Raw genomic sequence first — 25,189 nt, forward strand, 5'->3', positions numbered from 1 at the left:
GGGTTGCAACTAGAAGCTCAGACGGAGCGCCAGTTGGACCTGCCGCGGAGAGACGGCAGTGCTGTTGATGGTGCCGGTGGAGCCGGAACCCAACTGTGCATTGGGTGCGCTGAAGTTGACCGTGTTGGTGAGGTTAAAGGCTTCCGCCCGGAACTGGAGCGTGGCTCGCTCGAAGAAGCGGAAGTTCTTGAACAGAGAGTAGTCCAGAGTCTTGAGACCCGGATTGCGGATGTCGGGCGAGGTGCGCGACACGTTGCCAAAGCGGAAGGCCGGGGCAAAGCTGAACACCGAGGTGTCGAACCAGCCGGCGATCTGCTGATCGCGGCTCAGACCCGTGCGGTTGCCGGTGGTGCCGTTGTTGTTGGGACGCTGCCCGGAGGAACCGAGGCCAGTGTTGTTGACGTTCTGGGTGATCAGAACAGGAGTGCCACCGGAGAGGGTGAGGATTCCGTTCATCTGCCAGCCGCCAATCAAGGCTTCTGCCGCGGGGTGCATGTTGGAGAGGAGCTTCCGGCCCTTGCCGAAGGGCAGATCGTAGTTGCCGCTCACGACGAGGCGCTTGGCGATGTCCTGGGCGGAGATGGAACGTTCTGCTTTGCGGTTATAGAAGTCCTGCTTGTTCCCTGCCTGACCGAGGAAGGTGACGGTCTGGGAGGCGTCGTCGATCAGCTTGCCGGCGGTGAAGCTGCCGAGGAAGCCGAAGCCGTTGGCGTAGCGCTTTTCAACGCGTGCCGTAAAGGCGTGATAGATCGAGTTGGCCTGGGGTTTCCGGAAGGCGTTGACGCTCGTGTACTGCGGGTAAGGCCGCAGGAGCTGCGAGCGCGAAACATTCGGTTGGCTCAAGGCTGAGGTCGGGTTGGTGATGATGCCGTAGAACGGGTTCGGCACCTGATCGTTCAGCGCATTTCCGAGGTCGCCGTAGCTGGCTGGGAGCTGGTTGTAGGTCATGTTGCCTTCGCCGTCGATCAAGTGGTTGCCCTTGGAGGCAAGATAACCCGCTTCGACGAGGAGAGAGCGGCTGAGCTGATGCTGCAGGTTGAAGTTCCACTGCTGGATGACGGGGTTGCGGGAGTCGTTGAAGAAGCTCTCGCCAACGCCGAGGCCGAGGTTGGTATAATGGCCGCCGCCGCGGGGGTTGTCGACGGAACCGAGCGGGAGATTGAAGCCGTTGGGGTAGGGATTAGCGAGGTAGGCGTTGACCGTGCGTCCGCCATCGAGGGTGGGGAGCATGCCGGTGGAGCCGCGATAGCCTTCCATGCCAGCGCTGCCGCTGGAACCGGCGGCCTGCATCATGGAGCCGGCATACATGAGGGCGTAGGCGCCACGCATGATCGTCTTTTCGCCGAGTCTGTAAGCAAAGCCAAGGCGCGGGCTGAAGTTGTTGCGATCGGCATTGGTCTGGTAACGATGGTCATTGTTGACGAAGTTCATGGAGCCACGGAGATTGGGGTATCCAGGAACGAGACCAGCGATTGGCGAAGGGGCGAAGATGTCGAAGTAGCTGTAACGGTTGTAGCGTTCGGTACGGGGCAGGTCGACGTCATAGCGCAGGCCGATGTTCAGGGTGAGCTTTGCGGTCATCTTGTAGTCGTCCTGGATGTAGCCGCCCCAATAGACGCTAGAGCTGGCCGGGATGGGGTCGTGGGAGACGGAACCACTTGCGGGGGTGCCCAACAGGAAGGAGGCGAAGCCGAAGCCTTCGGTGCCGACGCTGGTGGTTGGATTGCGCTGGGTGAAGCCTTGGTTAAAGGTGTACTGGCCAGCGGGGTTTCCCAGTTGCATGAAGTTTAAGAAGAGCTGGCGGTATTCGCCTCCCGCCTTGATGGTGTGCTTGGTGAGGACCTTGGTGACGGAACCGGCAAACACGTGGGAGAAGGGGATAAATCGCAGCGTTGTAAAGGTGGCCTGTCCGAGGGAACTGACCCCAGAGATGTCGAAACGGGGGAACTCCAGGTTCTGGGTCGCGGCCTGATTGCGAATGGCGACCGGGAAGCCGAGTTGTGTTGTATCAAAGCCAGTGGAGAAGGGGAAGCGGACATTGTTAAAGCGTCCGAAGCCGTAGTTGAAGTTGATGATGGTGGTGGGGTTCAACGTGTAATTTGCATTGAGTGAGGCGTTGTAGTTGGTGGTTTGGCTGGGGCCGTCTCCACTCGGAGTGCCTGGGTTGCCGAAGAAGTTGACCGGCGAGCTTTGCGAAATGTTGTAAGAGAAGCGGCCGAAGATCGTGAACTTCTGGCTGAAGGAGTGGTCCACACGGGTGTCGAACTGGTGGCTGCTCGAGGGTGATTTTGAGGCACCGAAGAAGTTGTTCGCGTTCGTGTTGACATTGTTCGGCGCTTGGGTGGAGGGGACGTAGTAGGCCTTCGCCTTTACTGCGACTGGATCCATCCGGCTGGTGGGGATGACATTGCCAGGAAACGCGGTTCGGAGGTAGTTTCCGGTGCCGTCGTTGGTGGCGGTGAGGGGGTCATAAATGGTGATCGCTTGTCCACTGGCGTTCTTCAGGTTGGAGAAGTCGCCATTGAGCCAGGCGGTGGTGGGCACCGTGGTGGTGAACAGGCTGGCGCTGCGTTGGACTGTGCTCTGTTCGCTGAGGAAGAAGAAGGTCCGGTCCTTGCCTTTGTACACCCCTGGAATGTTGATGGGACCACCGAAGGTGCCGCCGAACTGGTTGCGCTGGAAGGCGCCGAGCGGCGTGCGGCTTCGATTGGAGAAGAAGTTGTTTGCATCGAGCTTGGAGTTGCGGAGGAACTCATAAGCGGAGCCGTGCCAATCGTTGCCACCGGAGCGGGTGGAAACGTTGATGGTGCCACCACCGGTGCGGCCGTATTCGGCGGCGAGGGCATTGGTGACGATGGAGAATTCCTGGACGGTGTCGACGGGAGGCGTGTAAGCCAAGGTATTGATGCCGACGTTGTTCTCCGGCAGGATTACCGAAGTTCCGTCAATGGTGATTTCGCTTGAGGAGTTGCGGCCGCCGCTGATCCAGGGGGTGGAGCCGCCGCCGGGTGTGACTCCGGGCACCAGCGAGGCGAGAGCGAAGGGATTGCGACCGTTGAGTGGCAGATCCATGATGGCCTTATTACCGATGACCGTGGACACTGTCGAGGAGGAGGGGGATAACTGCGCACTGGCAGCGCTCACTTCGACGGTGGTGGTGGCATCACCAAGGGTGAGTAGGATGTCCAGAGATACGGTCTGCTGGACGCTGACCTGAACATTGTTTTCTGCATAGCGGCGAAACCCCTGTTTTTCCACACTGACCTGATAGACGCCAGGAAGGAGAAAAGGCCGGACGAAACTCCCTCCGGAATTGGTAGTGAGTTCCTGTTTCGTATTGGTTTTGACAGCGGTAATGACGACTTTTGCGTCGGGGACGACTGCACCTGTCGCATCTGTGACGCGGCCCTCAAGGGTTCCGGTCGCGGTTTGTGCGGATAGGCTTGATATCGCCATGGTGAGTATCACCAGCGATTGCAAGACAAATCGGAAATTGTGAAGCATAGGTGTGACGCTATCGCGTTGTGATATGCTGCGCAAGGGAAAGCACAGGACTTCACCTGTAAACTCTCGTTGAAACATTTGCTAACTTATTGAGGAATCAGGTGTTATGGCTACTCAAAGTGAAGCGCGCCGAAGCGAAGAACGATTCGTTGGGGACCTGCGATGGGAGCTGGTACAACGTATTGTTACATCAGGGTTACTGCAGCGGGCCACTCGGCTCAAAGCATTTCTGATTCATGCTTCTGAGCATGCGCTACTCCATCCTGGAGAGGCGCTGACGGAGCACCAGATCGGGTGTGCTGTTTTTGAGCGGGACCAGACCTATAGTCCGGCCGATGACAATATTGTCCGCGTGCATGCCCGGCAACTGCGGCAGCGACTGGATGAGTATTTCCACACCGAGGGTCGTGAGGAAGCGATTGTCCTGGAGATTCCGAAGGGATCCTATGTACCTGTGTTCCGGAACCGGGAGGATTATCCGGTTGCTGTTCCAAGAGAAGGTGGTTGGAACCGGCTGCATTCCGTTCTGGCTGCCGTGATTCTGGTTCTGGGGGTTGGCTGCTGCCTTCTGTGGCGGGAGTCCCGATTTGCTGCGCCGGAGGCTTCCTGGATTCTGGCCAGTATCTTTACTCCGGGACAATCGACACGGGTGGTGGTGCCGGATTCCAGTTTCGGTCTCTTACAGGGCTTTCTTGGCCGGAATGTACCGCTGGAAGACTATCTGAAGCCGGGCTACCCGGACAGTTTGGGCTGGCCCGTGGAGAAGGGACAGGACTATGTCGACCGGGCTAAGGCGTCTGTGTCACGGCCTTACACGACCTTTGCGGATACCGTAACTGCAAGCCGGATTGGAGCGGAGGCGGAACGGCATCGCTGGCAGCCGAAATTCTCTTTTCCGCGGGACTTGATGGCGCGGGACCTGGGAACGGGCAATGTGATTCTTCTGGGGAGTCCGAAGTCGAATCCGTGGGCGAGCCTATTTGAGGCGAATATGAATTTCCAGTCGTTCTTTTCTCATGAACGGAATCTGGGAGGCATTGTGAACCGATCGCCGCGGGTAGGGGAAGAGAAAGAGTATGTGCGGGTGACCAAGAACGGTTACCCCGGGGAGGCTTATGCGCTCATTGGTCTCCATGTCAGCGCGGGGAATCGGGTATTGACGCTGTCGGGGACGAATATGGAAGGGACCGAGGCGGCGTTTGAGTTTGCCGCTTCGCCAGCGCAGTCCAGGGAGCTATTGGGGCAGTTAGGGCTGCGGGAGGCTCCTGTGGGCGCCTATGCATTGGAAGTGGTGCTGCGGACTTATGCCATTGCCGGAACGGCGCGGGATACGCGGGTGCTGGCGGTGCGCTATCGCGCGGAGTAGCGCTATTCGATACCGGTGCGGCGGAGGAGATTGAGGAACTGTGCGCGGGTACGCATATCGATAGCGTGGGCGACCAGTTTGCCTTCGCGATTGTAGAAGAAGGACTTGGGTATGGCTTCGATGCCCATATATGTGGAGACGGCTTTCCCCGCATCGCGCAGGATCGGGAACTTGAAGTTCTTGTCCGACAAATAGCTTCGTATCTTGGCTTCTTCTTCATCGGAAATCGCAAGGATCACCAGACCCTTGCTGGCGTACTTCTTCTGGAGCCAGTCGAGATCGGGCATCTCCTTGCGACACGGAGGGCACCAGGTGGCCCAGAAGTTTAGGAGCACGACCTTGCCCCGGAGATCCGCCATGGTCCAGGATTTGCCGCTTTGATCGGTGAGAGTGAAGGTGACGCTCTCGCGAGCGCGGTCCAAGGTTCTGAGCCGTTCGATGGCGTTGTTGAGCGCTGGATCGAAGGGCACTGTCGCTCCCTCGTAGTGAACCAACTGCGCGAGGCTGTCGTAGTCGTCCTTCTGCCGTTGGGCGGGCGTTTGTGCCGCGAGGGCTATCGCCAGTGTGGTAGCAACTTCCTGCAGGCCAGCATTGCCGAGATCGCCTTCAGTCGACAGATTCGCAAGCAGGGAGGCGAGTCGCACGCGATTGTCGGAATGAGGAAGGGCACGGATCTCGAGAGCCATGCGCTTGGTGAGTTCTTTGCGCTTGTTGTCCGGTTGATCGCGGAGACCACGAATGACATTGCGGTAGACCTTCTCCTCACCTGTGTAGGCGATCTCGGGTTTCTGGGCCGTCAGGGTGAGAGTGGCGATGAGGAGTAGGAGTGGTCTGATCATTTGTACTGCTGGCCGCCCTTCATGACGAGGCGGATGTTCTTGAGAGATTGGATGTCGGTGAGCGGGTCGCCTTCGACGGCGATCAGATCGGCGAGGAGGCCTTTTTCGAGGGCGCCTAGACGATAATTCCAGCCAAGGAGATTCGCGGCGTTGCTGGTGGCGGATTGTAGGACTTTGGCGTTGGGGACGCCGGCTTCGGAGTAGGCGAAGAGTTTGCCCAGCGCGGCTGCGCCACGCGTTTTTCCTGGTTGCCTTGTGTAGCTGTCCGAGCCGAAGGCGACGGGGACGCCGAGTTCGAAGGCGGAGCGGATGCGCTGCTTATTCGCTGCCTTATAGTGTTCGAGTTGCTCGCCTCGCAACAAGCGTCCAGAATTCCAGAAAGAGCTTATCTGATTCAGGTAGGCGTAAAATTCTGGATCGTCGTTGCTCTCCGTCATCACGAAGTAGATCTTCTTGTCGGCCATGAGTTGCAAGCTGGCTTGCGAGATACCGTAGCCGTGTTCGATGGAGTCGACGCCTGCTGCAATGGCGGCGCGGACAGCCGCATCAGGGACGGCGTGCGCGGCGACTGGACGCTTGCCGAAGCCGAGTTTTTCGCCACGGCGGACTTCGTCGACGATCGCTTTGAGCTCTTCGTCCGACATGATCTGACCACCGTTGTCGGCGATGATCTTGATGCAGTCAGCTCCGTCGTAGAAAGCCTGCCGGACCGCCTTACGGGCTTCGTCAACGCCGCTGATCTGGACGTACTCCTGGTTGATGAGAGATTGGCCTTCGATGGGGAGACGTCCGATCTGCCCGCCGACCAGAGAGATGGCCCGGGTGGAAACCATCATGCGCGGACCTGGGAACCAGCCAGCCTCGATGGCGTCGCGAAGCGCGACGTCGCCATTGACGCCGGAGTTGCCGAGGTCGCGCACGGAGGTGAAGCCTGCTTCCAGCATTTCGCGGGCTTTTGCCACCCCGAAGAGAGCCCGCGCGGTGGTACCACGTTTCGCAATCTCGCCGATCAGGGAAGTGTCCTCAGAGCCCAAACGCAAGTCGTTCTCGTGAAGCAGGTGGGTGTGGGTGTCGATGAGGCCGGGCAGGACGGTGGCGTTGGTGAAGTCGAGGATGCGGGCGTTGGGTGGGACCGTTTCACCCGCGGTGGGGTGGACGGACTGAATGCGGTCGCCTTCGATCAGGATGGAGTAGCGTTCGAGGTGGCGGCCTGCTTTGACGTCGAGGACGCGCCCCGCGTGGATGAGCGTGACCTGGGAACAGGCCACGCTCACCGCGAGGAAAAGAAGCAATGCTGGTCGCATGCAGATCCTTAGAAGCTAATTTTCAGAGCGAACTGCCAGGAGCGCGGGCTATCCTGGCCGGTGATCACACCGAAGGAAGTGCTGGTGGGATCGGTGTTCGGATTGGCCAGGTTCGGGTGGTTCATCGCATTGAAGACTTCCGCGCGGAACTGGGTTACGAAGCGCTCGCCGAGGCGGAAATTCTTGATCGCCGAGAAGTCCCAGCGGCTTTGGCCGGGGCCAGTGATGCCGGAGAAGCGGAGCGGGAAGGTGCGGACGTTGTTCACGAGTTGGGACCCGGAGGGGACGACGAAGCCATAGCCCCCTTTGGCGACTGCGTCGTAGTTGAGCCAGCGATCAACCGAGCGCTGGTCGTCCGGGAGGAGAATCTTTTTCAGGTCGCCGTTGAAGATACGATTGCCGAAGCCGAGCGGGCCGCCCGATTGATTCTGCCAGACCCCATTCAATTGCCAGCCGCCGGCGACGCCGTTCACCAGCCAGTTGGCATTGCCACCAAACTTACGGCCTTTGCCGAAGGGGATTTCGAGGATTCCGGAGGCGCGCCAGGCGTGGGTGCGATTCAAATCAGAGACCACCTCGGAGGGGCCGGGGTCGCCTGGGTTCAGGAACTCGGTCGCTTGCATTGCCTTGGACCAGGTGTGCGAGAGTTGCACCGTCAAGCCTTGGGCGAAGCGGCGTTCGAGACGAGATTGCAGGGAGTGGTACCAGGAATAGCCGATGGGCTGGAGTTGGTTGATGGAGTAGTTATTGGACTGCGTTGCGCCGCTGATGGTGAACTGCGGGTAGGGACGGAGGATTTGCCCGCGAGTGATGAAGCCCCCACTCACGCTATCGAGACCCTGGAAGGGGTTGGCGACGTTCTCGTTGAGGTAGGCGTTCGTCTTGTCGTCACGAGTGGGCGAGGTGGAGAGATATTGATTCGGGATCGCATTCAGGTCGCGGTAGATCGAGAGCCGTGTCGCGCGGTTGCCGACATAGGACATCTCGAGAACGAACTTCTGCAGCAGTTCGCGCTGAAAGCCTAAGGACCAGCGCTGGGCATAGGGAGCTTTGCGGTCTCGATCGAAGACTTCGATGCCCTGTCCAAGATTGGTCCGGAGTCCGTTAGAGGATCCTGCCGGTGCCAGCAGGCCGCCGGGGAAAGGATTCGCGAGGGTGGCGTAGGGTGTGAGCCCGGTGTCGAGCGAGGCCCGGATGGGCGTCGATTGGGAGAAGCCGGTCTGGACGGTGTTGGTGTAGTTGACGCCGATGGAGCCGGTGAAGATGCCGTAGCCAGCTCTCAGGATTGTTTTGGGCGTGAGTTGGTAGGCGAGTCCGATGCGGGGCTGGAAATTCGTTCTGGGAGCGTTGTAGTAGGTTCTTGGGTTGCCGCCAACATTGGCGAAGGTAAGGCCACCGAGCACGCGGAAGCGATCGACTGGGAAGTCCGGGAAAGGACTCCTGGCGTAGTTCGCTTTCGCCTGGGCCTCGATGGGGTTGGAGACGCCGAAGGCAAACTGCTCAACGGCGCGATCGAAGCGTTCGGTCATGGGCGTCTCGTACTCGTAACGGAGGCCCAGATTCAGAGTGAGACGCTTGGAGAGTTTGTAGTCATCCTGAAAGTAGAAGCCCCAGTACTTATCCTGCTCGGCATAGGATGCGGTGCGATTCATGTTGCCCGCTGGAACACCCAGCAGGAAGCTGGCGATTTCGCCGCCGAGTTGCGGGTTGCCCGCAGTGTTGGAGGCCTTGGTGTATTCCGCATCGAAGTTCAGGTTGGGGGACACATCGTTCATGTAGCGGTTGCGATTCTCACGATAGACGCGGTAATCGACTCCGAAATGCATGTTGTGCTGGCCGATCAGTTTCGTGAAATTGAGGTTGAAGTGGTGGGTGAGAGAAGCGGTGACGCCGTCGCCGGATTCCCAGTTGGAAAGGACGGTGTAGGGATTGACGTTGACACGTGGGAAGGTTGCCAGATCTTTGGGGATCAGACTGGTCAGGGCCGAGGAGAAGCCGAGGCTGGCCAGGTCGAAGCCCTTGGAGACGCGGCGCTCGGGGAACTCCTGCTGCGTGAGGCCGTAACGGAAGTTCATGAGGAAGCTGGGGCTGAAGACATAGACATCGTCAAAGGCAATGCCGCGATTGATGCGGTTGAGGATGACTCCGGTGATGTTGTCGTTGGCCGAGAGGAATCGGTTCTTGTCCTCCTGCCAGTAGTCACGTTGCCAGCGGACAAAGACGCGGTGCTTCTCAGAGAAGGTATGGTCGATGCGGCCGATGGTGGTCCAGTAGTTTTCGAGTGCCTTGGAAGAACGGAAGAAGTTGTTGCGGAAGTCGGCGGTGCCGTTCTGGTTCGGGAGCGGCCAGGCTTTCATGATGGCCTGGGAGATGGGGCTGATGCGGCTGGCCGGGATGAAGTTGCCTGCGAAGGGGGTACGGGTGAAGGTGCCGTTGGCCTGGCGCACGGTGGTTGCCGGATCATAAACCTGATAGTTGGCGCCGAGAGCCAGATAATCCGAAAGATCACCGTTGCGCACCTTTGCCGTGGGGACTGTCGAGACGGCCTGATTGGAGGGGTCCTGGAACTTATTGCCTTCATAGCCGAAGAACCAGAAGGTTTTGTTCTTTCCGTTGTAGATCTTTGGGATGACGATCTGCGAGCCAGCGGAGAAGCCGTAGCGATTGTCTGTATATTGAGCAGGCTTCTGGCCGGAACGGTTCTGGAAAATGGTGGGGGTATCGAAGGCTTTGTTGCGGAACCACCAATGGAGTTCGCCGTGGAGGTCGTTCGTGCCGCCTTTGGTGGAGACGTTGACGACACTGCCCATGGTGTGGCCGGAGGAGGCGTCATAGGGAGTGGTTTGGATCTTAAATTCGCTGAGAGAGAACTGCGGCGGGGAGAAGGCGACTCGAGGGGCGGTGCCATCGGAATAGGTATTGGAAATGCCGTCGATGGCGAACTCGTTCTGATTGTTGCCACTGCCGTCCGTTGAAAACGCAGAGGGTGCAGAGTTGAATGGAGCTTTGCGTAGCCTTAAGTTTGTGCCATTCACTGTGCCGGGGGCGAGGTGCACCATGTCCATGGCGTTGCCTGCAAAACTCGGTAGTTCCGTGATGCGGCGCTCGTCGACAACTTGGCCCAGACTGGAATCGGCAGTGTTGAGCAGGGGCGTGGCGGCGGAGACTTCGAGCGTTTCCTTGACGTCGCCGAGCGTGAGTACGATGTTGAGTTCCACCTGATCGCCGACGCGGACTTCCACCTGATTCTGGACCGCCTTCTTGAATCCGGTCATCTCAACAGTTACGGTGTACTTACCGGGAAGAAGGTAGGGCAGAAGATAATTGCCGTCTGCATTTGTGGTGGCCGTGAGGGTCACGCCGGTAGAGGGGTTGAGGGCACGAACGGGAGCGGCGACTATATTGGCGCCTGTTGTATCTGTGACCCTTCCGAGGATGGTGCCTCTGGCGTCCTGGGCGGAGGCGAGAGAGCAAAGACCCAGACTAATGATGAGCAACTGAACGATCCAACGCATCATGTGAATATTTCGTAAGATGAGGGGGAAGTCAAGAGGAGATTATAGATGAAAAGGGACGCGACGGCGATTTGGCAAGGGGACTTGAAGGCTGGGACAGGCAGCCTGACGAGTGGGAGTGGCGTGTTATCGACGACTCCTTACTCGTTCAAGACTCGCTTTGAAGGCGAGCCTGGAACGAATCCGGAGGAACTGCTGGCGGCGGCTCATGCTGGCTGCTTTACGATGGCGCTGTCGGCTCAGCTCGGCGAGCGAGGCATGGTGGCCCGGGAGTTGAAAACGAAGTGTGTGATTACTCTCGATCCGAATACTCTAACGATTACTCAGAGTGAGCTGACCTTGAGCGCCAACATTCCTGGAGCGGATGAAACGAAGTTTCAGGAAGCGGTTACTGCCGCAGAAAAGGGATGTCCGGTTTCGAAACTGTTTCGGGCCGAAATCAAGGTGAACAGCACTCTGGTGGTCTAGACCAAAGCCTTGCTGTACAGTGCGAGCAGACGGCTCCATGCCTTCTCGGCGAGTTGCTCATTGTAGACGCGCGAATCCGGTGGGCACCAGCCGTGCGCTGCCGCGTAGACTTCGATTTCGGCGTTGAGATTCGCTTCGGCGAAGGTCTTTTTCAGGACGTCCTTCTCCGTGGGTGCTCGCTCGTCGTCGTTGGCGGCAATGGCGACGAGGAACTGTGCCTTGGTCTTGGCTGCCTGGAGATGGGGACTGTCGGGAGTGTCTCGCACGAGGCCTCCGCCGTGGAAGGAGGCGACCGCTCCGACCCGGCCGGGGACGGCGGCTGCCGTACGGAAGGCGATCGGGCCGCCCATACAATAGCCCTGGGTGCCGACCTTCTTATTGGTGGCAACCGACGGCTGGGCGTCGAGCCAGGCGATGAAGGCTTTGGCGTCGGTGAAGTGCGTGGTTTCGTTGAGCGTCTGCGTCATCGGGCGGAGATCTTGGATGGGAGTGGCGGTGCCGGCGGGCGCGGTGGGCGCTTTCTTGGTGCGATAGAACTGGTTCACTACCAGCACTGAGTAGCCTGACTCTGCGAGTCGTCTACCCATCTGCCGGAAAGCGGGCCGGAGCCCGAAGATGTCCGGCCAGATGAGGACTGCAGGAGCCTTGCCGCTGGAAGGATGGACGAAGTAGCAATCTGCTTCGCCATCGGGAGTCTTGATGGTGACGTCGGCTTCCGCAACAGCGGCGGCGTTGGCCACGGCCGGAAGCATCATCGCGACGCCAGCTCCTAGGAGCGCGCCAAACTGTTGTCGAGTGACGAGACCGCGAGCTTCGAAATCGAGACGGTCGTCCTCAAAATGATTCTGATCACACATGATGGTTCCTTCGCTGTACTTTTAACATCTCAATTCTAGTTCCTAAGACTTCCAGCCATAGATGCGGAGCGCGTTGCCTCCGCGGATCTTGTCGCGATTGGCCTCCGTGGTGAAGGCGAAGAATTCGTCGAAGAGTTGATTGGCTTTTCGGAACTCGTCCTGGTTCATGCCGAGGCCGCCCCATATGATACGGTCTGGGCCGAAGGCTTGGAATGCCTGACGCACGCGGGGCTGCACGTCGCGATAGGGCCAAGGCTGCTTGGAGGAGTAGTTGATTCCTGAGAACTTCATCACAGTCTGCGGCTGTTTGGCGAGGGCGAGGATGTCTTGCCATTCCGCTTCTGTCCCCATGCCGCTGCGGCCAAGGTGATCGAGAATGACGGGCGCCTTGGGGACCTTTGTTGCGAGAGCGTTGATCTGTTTGGCGAAGGCAGGGATGAAGTGCATCTGGATGGCGAGTCCGCGATCGGCGACGGCTTGCCAGGTTTTGAGCATCTGAGGGGAATCGAGAGGGCGATCGTGGATGGCGCCGGTCTCGAGCGCTTCGAGATTGGTGCGGTGGACGCGAAGAGCGCGAATGCGGCCGGGCCAGCGCTGCATGAGGTCGTCGATGCGCTTCGGCGTGTCGGCACGGCAGGCGTCGAAGAGACAGGTTCCTTTGAAGAAGTCCTTGGACGGTTCGTTTCGGAAACAGTATTCGAGATAGCGGTGATCGTCCTGATAGGGTTCGGGGTGGACGATGATGGCGTGCGCAATGCCTGCTTGCTTCACAAACTTCACATAGGATTCGAGGGGGGCGGGCGGCGGGGTGTAGGTTCCGTTGGGGTGCTTGGGGAAGGATTTTTTGTCGTCGGCGAAGAGGTGGATGTGCGTGTCGACGAGGGGGCCTTTCGCTTGGGCGGCGAGCGCGAGCGGGGTTGCCAGGAGAGTGCGTCTGGTCCAGAGCATAGATACAGGCAATGATATGCTGCGTGTCACATGAAGTGGGTGTTTTCAGCCGCGTTTTTGTTGCTTGCGGCGCCTGGGAGCGCGGGGGTTGAGGACGATGCGCGCCGGGTGCTGGCCGCGAAGTGTCTGGCTTGTCATGGGCAGGCCGCGATGGGCGGTTTGCGCCTCGATTCGGCAGCAGGATTGCGGAAGGGTGGCAAGTCTGGGAAGCCTGCTACCGAGATGCTGCTGCGCGCGGTGCGCGGCGGCGGGGATGGGGTGAAGGCGATGCCTCCGGGTGGGGCTTTGCAAGCAGATGAGCTTGCGGCTTTAGCGGCTTGGGTTGCGGCTGGGGCTGTGCTGCCGGACGCTGGCAGCGAGCATTGGTCGTGGCAGGAGTTGAAGCCGGTCGCAAATGGCGTGAGTGTCGATTCGATTGTGGCGAAGAGCCTGGCTGCGAAGGGCTTGGTTGGGAATGCCGCGGCCGATCGACGGACTTTGATTCGACGGCTGTACTTCGATCTGGTGGGTTTGCCTCCGACCGAGCAGCAGTTTGCCCGGGCCTTTGGAGATCGTAGGCCGGACTGGGCGGCGCGGCTGGTGGATGAGTTGCTCGCTTCTCCGCACTATGGCGAGCAGTGGGGGCGGCATTGGCTCGATATCGCTCGCTATGGCGAGGACGATTTTAGCGGTACGGAGAAGAAGCCCTATCCGAATGCCTGGCGTTATCGCGACTGGGTGGTGCAGGCGGTGAATCGCAATCTGCCTTATGACCGGTTTCTAAAGGCTCAGATTGCAGGAGATTTATTGGGCGATCCAGGTGGCACGGGCTTAATGGGGTTGGGGCCCTGGTATTACGGTATCTCGCAGCCTCCGCAAGCCAGGGCCGATGAGCGGCATGATCGGGTGGACGTGGTGAGTCGCGGGATGTTGGGCGTGACGCTGGCTTGCGCGCGGTGTCATGACCACAAGTATGATCCACTGAGCCAGAAAGACTACTATGCGCTGTCGGGCGTCTTTGCGAGCAGTAAGTATCAGGAGTATCCGCTGGTGTCTGCGGCTGTGGCGGAGGCCTGGAAGGCTCAGAAGAAGCAACTGGATGGGGCAGAGAAGGAACTGAAGGACTTTCTCGATCGCCAGGCCGACGGGTTGCGTGAAGTGTATGGTCGCGTGATGTCGCGCTATCTGCTGGCGACGCTGGGGGGATCGATTGCGGGGCTGGATGAGGAGTTGGTCAAGCGGTGGACCGCTTATCTGAAGAAGCCGGATGAGTTTCATCCGTTTTTGAAGGCGTGGTTTGCTGCGCCCAATGCTGCGAGCGCACAAGAGTTTGAGTCGCGCATGTTGGCGATCCTATTTGAGAAGCGGAAGCTGGACGAGGAGAATCGGGTGCTGGTGGAGGAGGCAATGAAGGTGGCTCCGAAGCCGAAGCGTACGATTGTCCTGCCCTTTGGATATCGCAGTGACGAGGACTTCAATCCGGGCGCCGATGTGCCGTCGAAGTCGCTGGATCGGGATCGCTATGTGGCCTTCAACCGGGTGTTTCTCGAGACTGCTGCGCCGTTGCGCTTTGCGCCGGAGATGACGGCGCGACTGCTGCCTGCGAGTGCGCGGGCCGAGCATGAGCGATTGAAGCGGCTTCGGGATGAGCGGAAGGCGGCGTTGCCGGCGCAGTATGGATATGTCGATGGGACCGCGGAGTTTGAGCCGATCGATCTGCCTCTCGATGTACGTGGGAATCCGACAGATCCGGGGGATCTGGTGCCGCGCCGTTTTCCGTTGGTGTTGAGTGGCGGCAAGGAGTTGCCTCTGCGTAAGGGCAGTGGCCGGTTGGAGTTGGCAGAGGCTGTTGTGAAGCATCCGCTGGCCGCGCGCGTTGCGGTGAACCGGATCTGGATGCATTTGTTCGGCGAGGGAATTGTTCGCACGCCTTCAAACTTCGGACTGGTGGGCGACAGGCCGGGGAATCCGGAATTGCTTGAATATCTGGCGGGACGCTTTGTGGCCCTGCGCATGGATCAGAAGGCGATGATTCGCGAGATTGTGCTGAGTGAGGTCTATCAGCGGAATTCTGATCGGAATGCTGCCGCGGAGAAGCTCGATGGCGAGAATCGTTTGTGGTGGCGGCAGAACCGGAAGCGTCTGGCGGCGGAGCCTTTGCGCGATGCGCTGCTGGCAGCGTCCGGGCATCTCGATCGTCAGGTGGGCGGGGAAAGCGCGGAGTTGAGTCCCGCATTTGCACGGCGTACGCTCTATGCAAAGGTGGGGCGCTTCCAGGCGGAAGAGACCTTGTCGTTGTTTGATCTGCCGAGTGCGTCCGTCACTTGCGAGCAACGTGTGGTGACAAATGTGCCGTTGCAGAAGCTGTTCTTCTTGAATTCGGAGATTGTGGCGCGTGAGTCCGAGGGATTAGGTTTGTTGCTGGAGAAGAGAGGGCTGGATCGTGGGTATCAGCGCGTGTTTCAGCGTGCGCCGAGTGCATCGGAGATGCGTGCGGCGAAAGAGTTTCGAAAGAGTGGCGGAAGCTGGAAGCAGTTTGCGCAGGTATTGCTGAGTACGAATGAGTTTGCCTATGTCGACTAAGGGATTCGATTTTCATCAGGCCGAGGTGAGCAGTCGCTGGACGCGGCGGGAAGCGCTGACGCGCATGGCGGGTGGCTTTGGCGCACTTGGACTTGCGGGAACGTTGCAGGCGGCTCCGCATTTTCCGGCGAAGGCGAAGCGCATCATCTACATCGTGCTGAACGGTGGCATGTCGCAGGTGGATACCTTTGACCCGAAGCCGATGTTGACGAAGTACGATGGCAAGCCGATGCCGGGTGGCGCTCCGAAGACCGAGCGTGCGACAGGGACTCTAATGGGGTCGCCATTTGCATTCCAGCGCAAGTCGTCCTGCGGCACTGAGGTGTCGGAGATCTTTCCGCGGCTGGGGACGCTGATGGATGAGTGCTGCGTGATTCGCTCGATGCACACCGATGTGCCGAACCATGAGCCGTCGCTGTTCATGATCAATTGCGGCGCGATCCAGCCGGGTAGACCGAGTCTGGGGAGTTGGCTGATGTATGGGCTGGGGACGGAAAATCAGAATCTGCCGGGCTTTGTGGTGCTGTGTCCGGGAGTGCCTGTGGTGGGCCCACCGCTGTGGTCGAGTGCTTTTTTGCCAGCGGTGTTTCAGGGGACATTTCTCAAGAACAATAAGACCGATCCCTTCGAGTTGATTCGCGATATCAAGCCGCAGGCCGAGCCAAAAGCGCAGCGGCGGCAACTGGATTTATTGAAGCGATTGAATGAGGAACATCTGGCGAAGCGGGCAGGGGATTCGCAGTTGGAGGCGTCGATCTCCGCGATGGAGACTGCGTTCCGGATGCAGACGGAGGCGCCCGATGCCTTTGATGTGCGTAAGGAGTCTGAGGCGACGCGGGCTCGCTATGGCGACAGTGATTTTGGACGGAGTTGTCTGATGGCGCGCCGCTTGGTGGAGCGCGGCGTACGGATGGTGCAGATTTACTTTGGCAACAGCCAGCCTTGGGATAGTCATGAAGATATCCAGTCGCACAAGAGACTGGCGGCGACGACGGACCCGGGCGTTGCTTCCCTGCTCGAAGACTTGAAGCAGCGAGGCTTGTTGCAGGACACGCTTGTTGTGTTGGGCACGGAGTTTGGCCGGACGCCGGCCGTCGAGACGGGGTCGATTACGAAGGTCCACAATGGCCGCGATCACAATTCGCTCGGCTTTAGCGTGGTGCTGGCAGGCGGGGGCGTGAAGGGCGGAATCACTTACGGCGCGACAGACGAGTTCGGCTATCGCGCCGTGGAGAAGCGCTGCTACAACCACGACCTGAACGCGACGATCCTACACCTGATGGGCATTGACCACACGGCGCTGACTTACAGCTACAGTGGCCGGAACTTCCGGCTGACGGATGTCGCAGGCGAGGTGGTTCGCGAGGTGATTGCTTAGCCCCACCAGACTTCGCCGGGCGCTAAGTGCGCCTTGGCGACATCGGGATTGATGTCGACGCCGTAGCCGGGCTTGTTGGTGATGGTGTGATAGCCGTCCTTGAGGATGGGCGCGTCGCTGATGACCAGGTCCTGCCACCAATCGATGTACTTCGCCAGTTCATGGACGCGGAAGGAACGCATGGAGGCGGCAGCGTGCGCCGAGGCGATGGTGCCGAGCGGGCTGGCTGGGTTGTGCGCGGCGGTCCAGATGTAATAGAGGTCGGCGTGGTCGTGGATGCGCTTCGATTCGAGGAGGCCGCCGGACTTGGGGATGTCGATGTGGACACCGCTGGTGGCCTGCAACTCGACGAGCTTGCGGAAGCCGTGACGGCCGTAGAGATTCTCCCCCGTGCAGACCGGGATGTTGACGGCATGGGTGACGCGGGCCATCGCTTCGGGGTTGTCGGGAGGAACCGGGTCTTCGATCCACATCGGGTTTACCGGCTCGATCGCCTTGGCCATGTTGATCGCGTCCTGGACGTCGTAGCGCCAGTGGGCTTCGATGGCGAAGTCGGGCTCGGGGCCGAGGAATTCGCGAACCCACTCCATGCTTTGCGCGATGCGGCGCAGATCCCTGCGGGTGAGGTTGCGGAGGTAGGGGTCGTGGCCGGTTTCCTTGAAGTCGGGGTCGGCGGCGATGGGGACGCCGTCGCCTTGGAATTTGTAAGCGGTGAAGCCGAATTTGTCGGCTTTGGCTTGGGCGATGTAGTCGCGGTAGGCGCTCTTGTCGTCGTAAGGTTTGATGACTTGGTGGGTGCGGTAGAAGCGCACGCGGTCGCGGAACTTGCCGCCAAGGAGGTTGACGGCGGGGGTGTCGAGGAGACGACCGGCGAGATCCCAGAGTGCGATTTCGACGCCGCTGGCGGCTGTGACGGTGACGCCGCCGATCGCGCCCGCGCCCGCGCTGCGCATGAGCATCTTGGTATAGAGGCGGTCGACGTTGAGCGGGTCTTCGCCGATGAGGAGAGGTTTCAGTTGGGTGAGGATGAGGTCTTTGACGCCGGGGCCCCAGTAGGCTTCACCAATGCCCGAGATGCCTGCGTCGGTTTCGATTTTGACAAGGTTCCAGTCCCAGGTGCCGCGGACGATCATGACCTTGATGTCGGTGATTTTGACTTTGCCTTTGTGCGGGGCGGCGAGGGTGTGGAGGGGGAGGACGGCTGCGGCTGCGGAGGCCGCGAGGAAATTACGACGCGAGATCATGGTGGGGATTCTATCGCAGGGGCCGTTGTCACGCTGCTTTTCACCCTTACTTCGGGCGCTAGAATGAGGGTGTGACTGAAGTTGAAATCCAAGTCGTGTCCAACGAAGCGGGTGAAACCACGGCGGTCATCGTCCCGATTGCTCTTTGGAAAGAGATTGAGTCGGAGCGGGAGACTGCGTATCTGTTGCGGTCCGAGACGATGCGAAAGCGGTTGCTGGCCGCAAAGGAACGTGGAAACGGCGTGTCGCTTGACGACGTCGTTTCGAAATTGGCCCTGTGAGGGGTGTGGAGTTCGACGCCGATGCCTTCGACGACTTGGCATGGTGGGCAGAACAGAATCGGGCTCAAGCGATCCGTATTGTTCGGCTGGTTCGGGACACCCAACGAGATCCATTTAACGGCATTGGAAAGCCAGAGTCGCTGAAGAATGAGCTCGCGGGTTGCTGGTCGCGACGTATCGATCAGGAGCATCGACTGATTTATCAGGTGTTGTCAGACAAGATTCGGATTCTCTCCTGTCGCTATCACTACTAGGGTTCGCTTGGATGAATTGCTAGACTCTCGCCCAATTTTCGAGAAGCTGATTAGCTTGTGACCATAGAAGGCTATCTCAGGGCCTATCCGCTTCAGCGGAGATGAAAAGTCTCCATGATGGGGATTTCCCTGTTGGTTGGGATCGCAAGCTTAGGGGCGATCTTCTATTCTGTTGGCGATTTCGATGCTGGGGCTTGGGAGGATCTCTACTTTGTGGTACGGATCTGTTTGATCGCAAGCCTTGGGTTCTTTCCTCTTTCTCGTTCTATGACGCACTCAGAAGCGGGGATGCGGTCTGCCGGACGATTCGTCGGGGAGCCCTCGGCATCGAGTGGTCTGCCACGGGGCCGTGCGCGCTACCTGGACGGTGACTTCTGGAGAGGCATCGCCAGATGCACGGAATCCATCGCACGAGACTCAGATAAGCTTGAGAATCTGCATTATGGCCGCCTATCCCAGAACCTATCTTGTTTCGCGAGGATGGAAAGTATTCCTCATCGGACTGTCTCTGTTGCTCGGGATCCCCAGCGTATTGGGGATGTTTTATTTTGGTGCGGGTCATCAGGGTGAGACAAAGAGCCAGATCCACCTTATGGTCGGGATCTGTTTGATCTTTATTGCCTTGTGCGCGTATCTCATCCTGACTACGCTGCGCTCGAAGATTGTCCTATTTGCCGACCGCATCGAAATCCACGAACTGACCGTTACTCGCACCCTGCGGCGCGATGAAATTGCGGGTTGGCGTGTTGCCGCAAACGGGGCGCTGATCTTGGAGCGGAAGCAGCCCGTCGGCAAGATCGTCTCCACTGCCTTGCTCTACAATACGGATGCTGATTTTGACCTGTGGTTTGCTGAACTGGATAACTTGGACTTGAGAGACGAGGAATCCGCTCTCAATGAGATTGCCAACAATGACAGTCTCGGCAGTGATGAGCAGGAGCGCTTTCAGCACTTGGCTCAGGTGAAATGGCTAACACGTGTTTTGAACGTTCTGGGTGGCGTGCTGTTTGTTTGGGGGACGTTTCGTCCAACGCCGTACAGATTGGTGATCGTCCTCCTGCTGCTGGCGCCATGGCTGGCTGTGTTGGTGGCGTGGCGTTCCAGTGGGTTGATCCAGTTTGACGAGCGTCCGAACGATGTGAAACCAAGCATCTGGCTTCTTGCTGCATTTCCAATGCTTGCTCTTGTTCTTCGGGCCATATTGGACTACGAAACGGTTGGTTGGATCACACAAACCGTGGCCGCATTTTTGATCGGAGCCGTACTGTTCGCCGCACAAAAAGCTGCGCATGCGGATCTTCGAGCCCATCGCTTTACCGCCGTCATATCGTTTTTCTTCGCCTTTCTTGCTTATGGCTATGGTGCTGCCCTTCATATCAACGCGCTCGCCGACTCCTCGGATATCCAGCAAACCCGCTATCTGCTCCGTGAGAAGTATGTCTCAAAAGGCAAGGTAATCAGATACCAGGTGCGGTTGAACAAAGCGCACATGGATGCGCCGGAAGTGGGTTCCGCCGAAGTCACCCAATACTTCTACGACATGCTCAAACCCGGCGACGCCATCTGCCTTGCCTTCCGCTCCGGTGCTCTGGGCATTAAGTGGTTCTCGGCAGGGCCGTGCCCATTGAGCATGCAATAGTACAACGTTCCCGTGTCTACGCGCCCGCCGGAACTGACGGCCAGCATCCGGATCACAGACGATCCGGACGGAATCGAATGGGACCTTTAGTTTGCGTTTGCCGTACTCGGTTTCCAGATGGATCGCTCCGTCGTGAGTTGACACCCGATCCAGTGGGCCCTGCTGTCCGGATATGGGTCTGACTTCAGAGTCCTATCGCTACATCGTAAATCTCAGCAAGTCTCAGATCTACGAGTGCCTCGCCTATTATGAGGACCACCGTGGCCAGATTGACTTGCTGGTTGCTCGTCAGACCTCGCTAATTCTCAAGTGAAAGTCCTGCTCGATCACGACGTTCCAGACGACCTGAGCTATTTGATCAAGCAACTCGGTCATGAAGTCACCCTGCTTCGAGATACTCTTCCCTGGGACTCTCCGGTTCTTCACTTTGCTCACGAGACGGGGCGCGTTCTACTGACCTGCAACCGGGACGACTTTTTACGGCTTGCAGAATCGTTGCCTCATCACGGCATTATTATCGTGATCCGCCGACGGACACGGGCGGACGAAAAGGTGGCGTTATTTAGTTTGCTCGAGCGAACTGGAGAGAGCGGCATCAACGGCAATATCAACTTCGCGTAGCGAGTAGATGCGGTGTTGGCCGTGGCTAAAGCTGCTTCTCCGCAATCGACTTAGCCTGCAGGAACTGCAGCAGATAGTCCGGGCCGCCGGCTTTGGAGTCCGTGCCGGACATGTTGAAGCCGCCGAAGGGGTGGGCTCCGACCATTGCTCCGGTACACTTGCGGTTCAGATACAGGTTGCCGACGAAGAAGTCGCGGCGAGCCTGTTCTAACTTCTCCTCATTGCTTGTGTAGACGGCTCCGGTGAGTCCGTACTCGCTGTCGTTCGCGAGTTGGAGGGCGTGGTCGAAGTCCCGGGCCTTGGTGACGGCTAGCACCGGGCCGAAGATCTCTTCCTGGAAGATGCGATCTGTCGCCTCGATGTCGGCGATGATCGTGGGCGGGATGACGTGGCCTTCTTCCGTGCTTTTCGCGCCGCCAGTGATGAGACGCCCCTCCTGCTTTCCAATCTCGATGTAGTTCAGAATCGTCTTCTCTGCCGAGGCGCTGATCACTGGGCCTTGAGGAAAAGCTTCGGCGAGCGGCTTCAGCTTGGCGACGAAGCGGTCGTAGATTGACTCGTCGACGATGACTCGCGAACAGGCCGAACACTTCTGTCCCTGGAAGCCGAAGGCGGAGGAGATGACTCCCGCTGCTGCGGCGTCGATATCGGGGACTTCGCGATCGACAATGATCGCGTCTTTGCCGCCCATTTCCGCGATGACACGCTTGATCCAGCGCTGTCCGGGTTGCGTTTTGGCCGCGAGCTCATTGATGCGGAGCCCGACTTCTTTCGAGCCGGTAAATGAGATGAAGCGAGTCTTGGGATGAGTGACGATGAGGTCGCCGATTTCCGAACCCGCGCCGGGGAGGAAGGTATAAGACCTTGGCGGGAAGCCTGCTTCTTGCAGGACTTCGATGAACTTGGCGGCGATGGTGGGTGTTTCGCTCGACGGCTTGATGACGACCGTGTTCCCCGTGACCAGCGCGGCTACCGTCATGCCGACGAGGATCGCGAGCGGGAAATTCCAGGGCGGAATGATCACGCCGACGCCGAGTCCGAGATAGACCAGATGACCTGCCTCGCCGGGCATCTGTACGAGCGGGCCGGGCGTTGCGAGGCGGAGCATCTGGCGGGCGTAGTAGTCGCAGAAGTCGATCGCTTCCGCCGTGTCCGCTTCGGCTTCGGCCCAACTCTTGCCCGCCTCCAGCACCATCCAGGCATTGAATTCGCTCTTGCGGCGCTTCAAGATGGCGACTGCCTGGAAGAGGAGTTTTACGCGCTCGATGGGCGGAACAGCGTTCCAGGTGGGAAAGTAGGTGTGGGCGGCTTCGATGGCGCGATTGGCCTGCTCGGCGCTGGCTTTTTGGTGGACGCCGATCAGCTCAGCGGGGCGGGAGGGATTGTAACTCTTCAGCTTGTAGGGGCCGCCCTTCTCGGGCCGGCCGTCGATCCAGAGATCGTATTCGCGCCCTAACTCAGTGCGAGCCTGAGCTAGGGCTGCTTCCATGGCTGCCCGGTGGATGGGCTCGGAGAAGTCCCGATACGCCTCGTTGGCAAACGGAGGCAACGATTCGTAGTTCATGACTTTTCCTTTCCTTCAACCAACTAGCCGTCGACCAGATCGCGACCGCGCTCGAAGATCCCGGAGGCTTCGTCGGCAAGATCGCGGCCACGGTCAAACAACTCGCGGCCCTTTTCGTAAACGCCCTGGCCACGTTCGCGAAGATGATCCGAACCTTTGCGCGCAGCCTTCTTGATCTTGTGTCGAGTTTCTTCACCCGATTGGGGAGCGAAGAGGAGTCCGAGGGTTACGCCAATAGCGATGCCGGACAGGAACCAGATTGCGTCGTCTGAAGTTTCATGTGCCATAACACTTTCATTCTACGGCTTGCGAGAAAGGAATCCAGTTGAGGGTCGAGGGATCACGGAGCGCATAAGAATCGGTCATGAGCTTCTGTCCGTCGGACCAGACCGTGATCTGGCCGAGCCGATCGGTGCGCAATAGCAAGCTGTGCGCCTGGGTGAGGCGTTCCACGACTTTCGGATGCGGGTGGTGGAACAGGTTTTCATAGCCTGCGCTCACTACCGCGATGGCGGGTTGTGTGTGGGCGAGAAACGCTTCTGAACTGGAGCTTTTACTGCCGTGGTGGGCCACCTTCAGATAGTCGAGACGGCGAAGCTGAGGGTTCTCGAGAATGTTGGCTTCGACGCGCTGGTCGATATCTCCGGTGAGGAGGAAGTGCTTCTTTCCGTGTGCGAGCTGGAGCACGAGGGAGGTGGCGTTTGCGCTGTCCATCGGCGTATCCCGTGGAGGCCAGAGTACTTTGACATCGAGGTTGCCGAGCTGGACCTGGTCGCCGGTGCCGAGATAGATGATCTGGACTTGCTTGGCCTCCGCACGCGCCTTGAGCTTCTGCCAGAGTGCGCCGCTGACGCTGGTGCTGACCCAGAGCTGCTTCGGCGCGAAGTTCTCGAGCGTGGAGAGTAAACCGCCCATGTGGTCGGCGTCGCCGTGCGAGGCAATGAGCGTATCGATCTGCGCAATGCGCCGTGACCACAGATAGGGCGAGACCGTGGATTCGCCGGGGTCGAACTTGGCCAGCCGGGAGCCACCGGCGTCGAGCAAGGCTGTTGTGCCGTCGGGTGTGGCGAGGAAGATCGAATCGCCCTGGCCGACATCGATGGCAGTGATCTCAAGCAGCCCTGCGCGCAGATCGGGCGTGCGTGCATAGGGATGGGCCACGATGTAGCCGAAGAGCGACAACGACGCGAACACGGGCACCGCGACCCACTTCGGAAAGCGGCGTGCTGCCCATGTGGTGAAAAAGAGTGTGATGGGGAGGGCGAGCAGGATCCAGAAGGGCGGGTCTGGAATGCGCGCACTGTGGTCCCAGGAGATGTGCCAATCGACGACGTCGCGCGAGGTGTAGAGCAGCCACCGGAGCAGCGGCGTGAGGATGGGGCCGGTGAGGATGGCGAGGAAGCCCAGTGGCACGGCGGCTGTGAGGAGCAGCACGACGGGCAGGTTGGCCGTGAGGCTCGAGAAGCTGAGACGGTGGAAGAAGAGTACCGTGGGCAGGCAGAGTCCGATCAGCACGACGGCGGAGGTGATGACAAGATCGATGCCCGAGAAGAACAGCGTGCCGAGTGTCGATACGAGTGGTTCAAGCCGGCGCTGGGGGAGGTGGAGGAGACGGCTGAGCGTGTGGACGGCGAGACGGATTTCCAAACGGCGCTCGGCGATACGAGGTTCAGCGCGATCGAAGTTGCGCTCTTCGAGATGGTAGAGAGCTTGTTTCCAGAGTGCCGTGGTGTTTTCGATCAAGGGGGCGGCCAGTGTGGCCAGAGTGAGCACGGCCAGGAAGGAGAGTTGGAAGCTGGCCTCAAAGAGCTGGCCCGGGTCGAGCAGCAGATAGAGAATGGCGACGGCGGCCAGGAGATTCAACACGCGGCCGCGACGGTAGAAGTGCCGGGCGCCCAGATAGAGCAGGTAGCCGCCGGCGGCGCGCACGACGGGGGCGCTGAGGTCGCAGAGGAGCGCATAAAGAACGGCAAGGATGGCGCAGGCGGCGTGGGCTTGCATGTTGCGCAGCTTGAGCAGGCGGAGAGCCCAGAACAGCGCGGCGGCGAGCACCGTGATGTGGGTGCCCGAGATGACGATGGCGTGGTAGGTGCCGGTTTTGCGGTAGTGATCGATCCAGGCGTCTTCGAGCTTTGCGTTGTCGCCGAGCAGCAGAGCGGCGAGCATGGCGTCGAGGTAGCGGTCGCCTCCGGCAATCTTTTCGATGCGAGCGAGTAGCCAGGAGCGAGTTTTGTAGATGGACTCCTGGAAGGCGTTGCCACAGGAGCGGCCTTCGCTTTCGATTTCGTAACCACGGGCGACGTTTGCGCTCCAGTAGATGTTCCGGTGGGCGAAGTAGCGTTCGGCGTCGAAGTTGCCCGGGTTGCCGGAGTTGTGAATTTTACGGAGGCGCAGCGGTAGCTTGAAGCGCTGTCCGTATTGCCAATCGGGGGGTGTCTCGTTGGCTTTGAGATAGTAACTGACGCGGAGCCGGGCCTCAGGCGTGGCGGCGAAGTGGAAGAAGAGACGGTCGGCTTCACGTTGCGGCAGGGAATCGATGCAGCCTGCGAGGAGGACCACTTCGCGGGGTTCGGTTTCAAGAATCGGAGTGGGTTTTGATTGGGCGGCTGCGGTGCTGGAGACAGCGATCCAGAACAGCACCGCGTTGCCGCTGAGGAAGGCGGCCAGCTTTGCATGGACGTGGCGGGAGAGGAACCAGAGGGCGAGCGAGGCTAGGGCTAAGAGCGGGCCGAGCCAGACTTCGAATCCGAGCAGGCGGGCAAACACGATGCCGCTGATGACCGCGCAAAGCGGTGGCACCAGCGGCTCGTGCAAGCGCTTGGAAAGGGAGTCATCCAACAGTGGG

At 59.4% G+C, this 25,189-nt stretch carries 18 protein-coding genes; 8 read left to right on the forward strand and 10 right to left on the reverse strand.

Going from position 1 to position 25,189, the window contains the following annotated elements:
* Nucleotides 1-9 precede the first annotated feature (9 nt).
* Complete coding sequence (locus M017_RS0112880) at nt 10-3,504, reverse strand: TonB-dependent receptor (protein WP_035957792.1); 3,495 nt, start codon at nt 3,502-3,504, stop codon at nt 10-12.
* Nucleotides 3,505-3,610: 106 nt separating this feature from the next.
* Here M017_RS0112880 and M017_RS0112885 point away from each other — a divergent pair, with 106 nt between their 5' ends.
* Complete coding sequence (locus M017_RS0112885) at nt 3,611-4,870, forward strand: helix-turn-helix domain-containing protein (RefSeq protein ID WP_031498414.1); 1,260 nt, start codon at nt 3,611-3,613, stop codon at nt 4,868-4,870.
* Between the two features lie 2 nt (nt 4,871-4,872).
* On the opposite strand, the gene M017_RS27705 is transcribed toward M017_RS0112885, so the two are convergent.
* The 3 genes from M017_RS27705 to M017_RS0112900 are packed head-to-tail and all read right to left on the reverse strand — an operon-like array spanning nt 4,873 to nt 10,528.
* The gene (locus tag M017_RS27705; RefSeq protein ID WP_051670004.1) at nt 4,873-5,709 is read right to left on the reverse strand and encodes a TlpA disulfide reductase family protein; all 837 of its coding nucleotides are present in this window, start codon (nt 5,707-5,709) and stop codon (nt 4,873-4,875) included.
* A complete protein-coding gene (locus M017_RS0112895; protein ID WP_080507713.1) occupies nt 5,706-7,013 on the reverse strand; it encodes an amidohydrolase family protein in 1,308 nt (435 codons plus the stop codon). The genes M017_RS27705 and M017_RS0112895 overlap by 4 nt, the downstream gene beginning before the upstream one ends.
* 8 nt (nt 7,014-7,021) lie before the next feature.
* Nucleotides 7,022-10,528, reverse strand: a complete 3,507-nt coding sequence (locus M017_RS0112900) for a TonB-dependent receptor (protein WP_238325877.1) — start codon at nt 10,526-10,528, stop codon at nt 7,022-7,024.
* Between the two features lie 48 nt (nt 10,529-10,576).
* On the opposite strand from M017_RS0112900, the gene M017_RS0112905 reads away from it, so the two are divergent.
* Entirely contained in the window at nt 10,577-10,996 is a 420-nt protein-coding gene (locus M017_RS0112905; protein WP_031498419.1) for an OsmC family protein, read from the forward strand.
* Here M017_RS0112905 and M017_RS0112910 read toward each other — a convergent pair.
* Both M017_RS0112910 and M017_RS0112915 read right to left on the reverse strand, forming a co-directional pair.
* Nucleotides 10,993-11,853 carry a dienelactone hydrolase family protein gene (locus M017_RS0112910; RefSeq protein ID WP_031498421.1) on the reverse strand — a complete coding sequence of 287 codons (861 nt, stop codon included), beginning with the start codon at nt 11,851-11,853 and terminating at the stop codon, nt 10,993-10,995. The genes M017_RS0112905 and M017_RS0112910 overlap by 4 nt on opposite strands.
* Nucleotides 11,854-11,895: 42 nt before the next feature.
* Nucleotides 11,896-12,801: an amidohydrolase family protein gene (locus M017_RS0112915; RefSeq protein WP_031498422.1), complete on the reverse strand. Its 906-nt coding sequence runs from the start codon at nt 12,799-12,801 to the stop codon at nt 11,896-11,898.
* Between the two features lie 30 nt (nt 12,802-12,831).
* Between M017_RS0112915 and M017_RS0112920 the strand changes: the two genes are divergently transcribed.
* Both M017_RS0112920 and M017_RS0112925 read left to right on the forward strand, forming a co-directional pair.
* Nucleotides 12,832-15,363, forward strand: a complete 2,532-nt coding sequence (locus tag M017_RS0112920) for a PSD1 and planctomycete cytochrome C domain-containing protein (RefSeq protein WP_031498423.1) — start codon at nt 12,832-12,834, stop codon at nt 15,361-15,363.
* On the forward strand, nt 15,353-16,741 hold the full coding sequence (locus tag M017_RS0112925) for a DUF1501 domain-containing protein (protein WP_051670009.1): 1,389 nt from the start codon (nt 15,353-15,355) through the stop codon (nt 16,739-16,741). Before M017_RS0112920 ends, M017_RS0112925 begins: the two co-directional genes overlap by 11 nt.
* Here the strand turns inward: M017_RS0112925 and M017_RS0112930 are convergent.
* On the reverse strand, nt 16,738-17,985 hold the full coding sequence (locus tag M017_RS0112930; RefSeq protein ID WP_238325878.1) for a mandelate racemase/muconate lactonizing enzyme family protein: 1,248 nt from the start codon (nt 17,983-17,985) through the stop codon (nt 16,738-16,740). The two genes, M017_RS0112925 and M017_RS0112930, sit on opposite strands and share 4 nt — an antisense overlap.
* A gap of 71 nt (nt 17,986-18,056) precedes the next feature.
* Here M017_RS0112930 and M017_RS0112935 point away from each other — a divergent pair, with 71 nt between their 5' ends.
* From M017_RS0112935 to M017_RS0112955, 4 genes are all read left to right on the forward strand, one after another.
* Entirely contained in the window at nt 18,057-18,266 is a 210-nt protein-coding gene (locus M017_RS0112935; RefSeq protein WP_031498426.1) for a hypothetical protein, read from the forward strand.
* Nucleotides 18,263-18,520: a Txe/YoeB family addiction module toxin gene (locus tag M017_RS0112940; protein ID WP_031498427.1), complete on the forward strand. Its 258-nt coding sequence runs from the start codon at nt 18,263-18,265 to the stop codon at nt 18,518-18,520. The genes M017_RS0112935 and M017_RS0112940 overlap by 4 nt, the downstream gene beginning before the upstream one ends.
* 442 nt (nt 18,521-18,962) lie before the next feature.
* Entirely contained in the window at nt 18,963-20,159 is a 1,197-nt protein-coding gene (locus M017_RS0112945) for a hypothetical protein (protein ID WP_031498429.1), read from the forward strand.
* 309 nt (nt 20,160-20,468) lie between these two features.
* Nucleotides 20,469-20,780: a DUF5615 family PIN-like protein gene (locus M017_RS0112955; protein WP_031498431.1), complete on the forward strand. Its 312-nt coding sequence runs from the start codon at nt 20,469-20,471 to the stop codon at nt 20,778-20,780.
* 25 nt (nt 20,781-20,805) lie between these two features.
* On the opposite strand, the gene pruA is transcribed toward M017_RS0112955, so the two are convergent.
* The 3 genes from pruA to M017_RS0112970 are packed head-to-tail and all read right to left on the reverse strand — an operon-like array spanning nt 20,806 to nt 25,182.
* Entirely contained in the window at nt 20,806-22,344 is a 1,539-nt protein-coding gene (gene pruA, locus M017_RS0112960) for an L-glutamate gamma-semialdehyde dehydrogenase (protein WP_031498433.1), read from the reverse strand.
* A gap of 23 nt (nt 22,345-22,367) precedes the next feature.
* Complete coding sequence (locus M017_RS0112965; RefSeq protein WP_051670011.1) at nt 22,368-22,631, reverse strand: YtxH domain-containing protein; 264 nt, start codon at nt 22,629-22,631, stop codon at nt 22,368-22,370.
* A 7-nt stretch (nt 22,632-22,638) separates the two neighbouring features.
* Nucleotides 22,639-25,182 carry a ComEC/Rec2 family competence protein gene (locus M017_RS0112970; protein WP_031498437.1) on the reverse strand — a complete coding sequence of 848 codons (2,544 nt, stop codon included), beginning with the start codon at nt 25,180-25,182 and terminating at the stop codon, nt 22,639-22,641.
* Nucleotides 25,183-25,189: the final 7 nt, after the last annotated feature.

The organism is Bryobacter aggregatus MPL3, assembly GCF_000702445.1.
In the GTDB taxonomy this organism is placed as follows: domain Bacteria; phylum Acidobacteriota; class Terriglobia; order Bryobacterales; family Bryobacteraceae; genus Bryobacter; species Bryobacter aggregatus.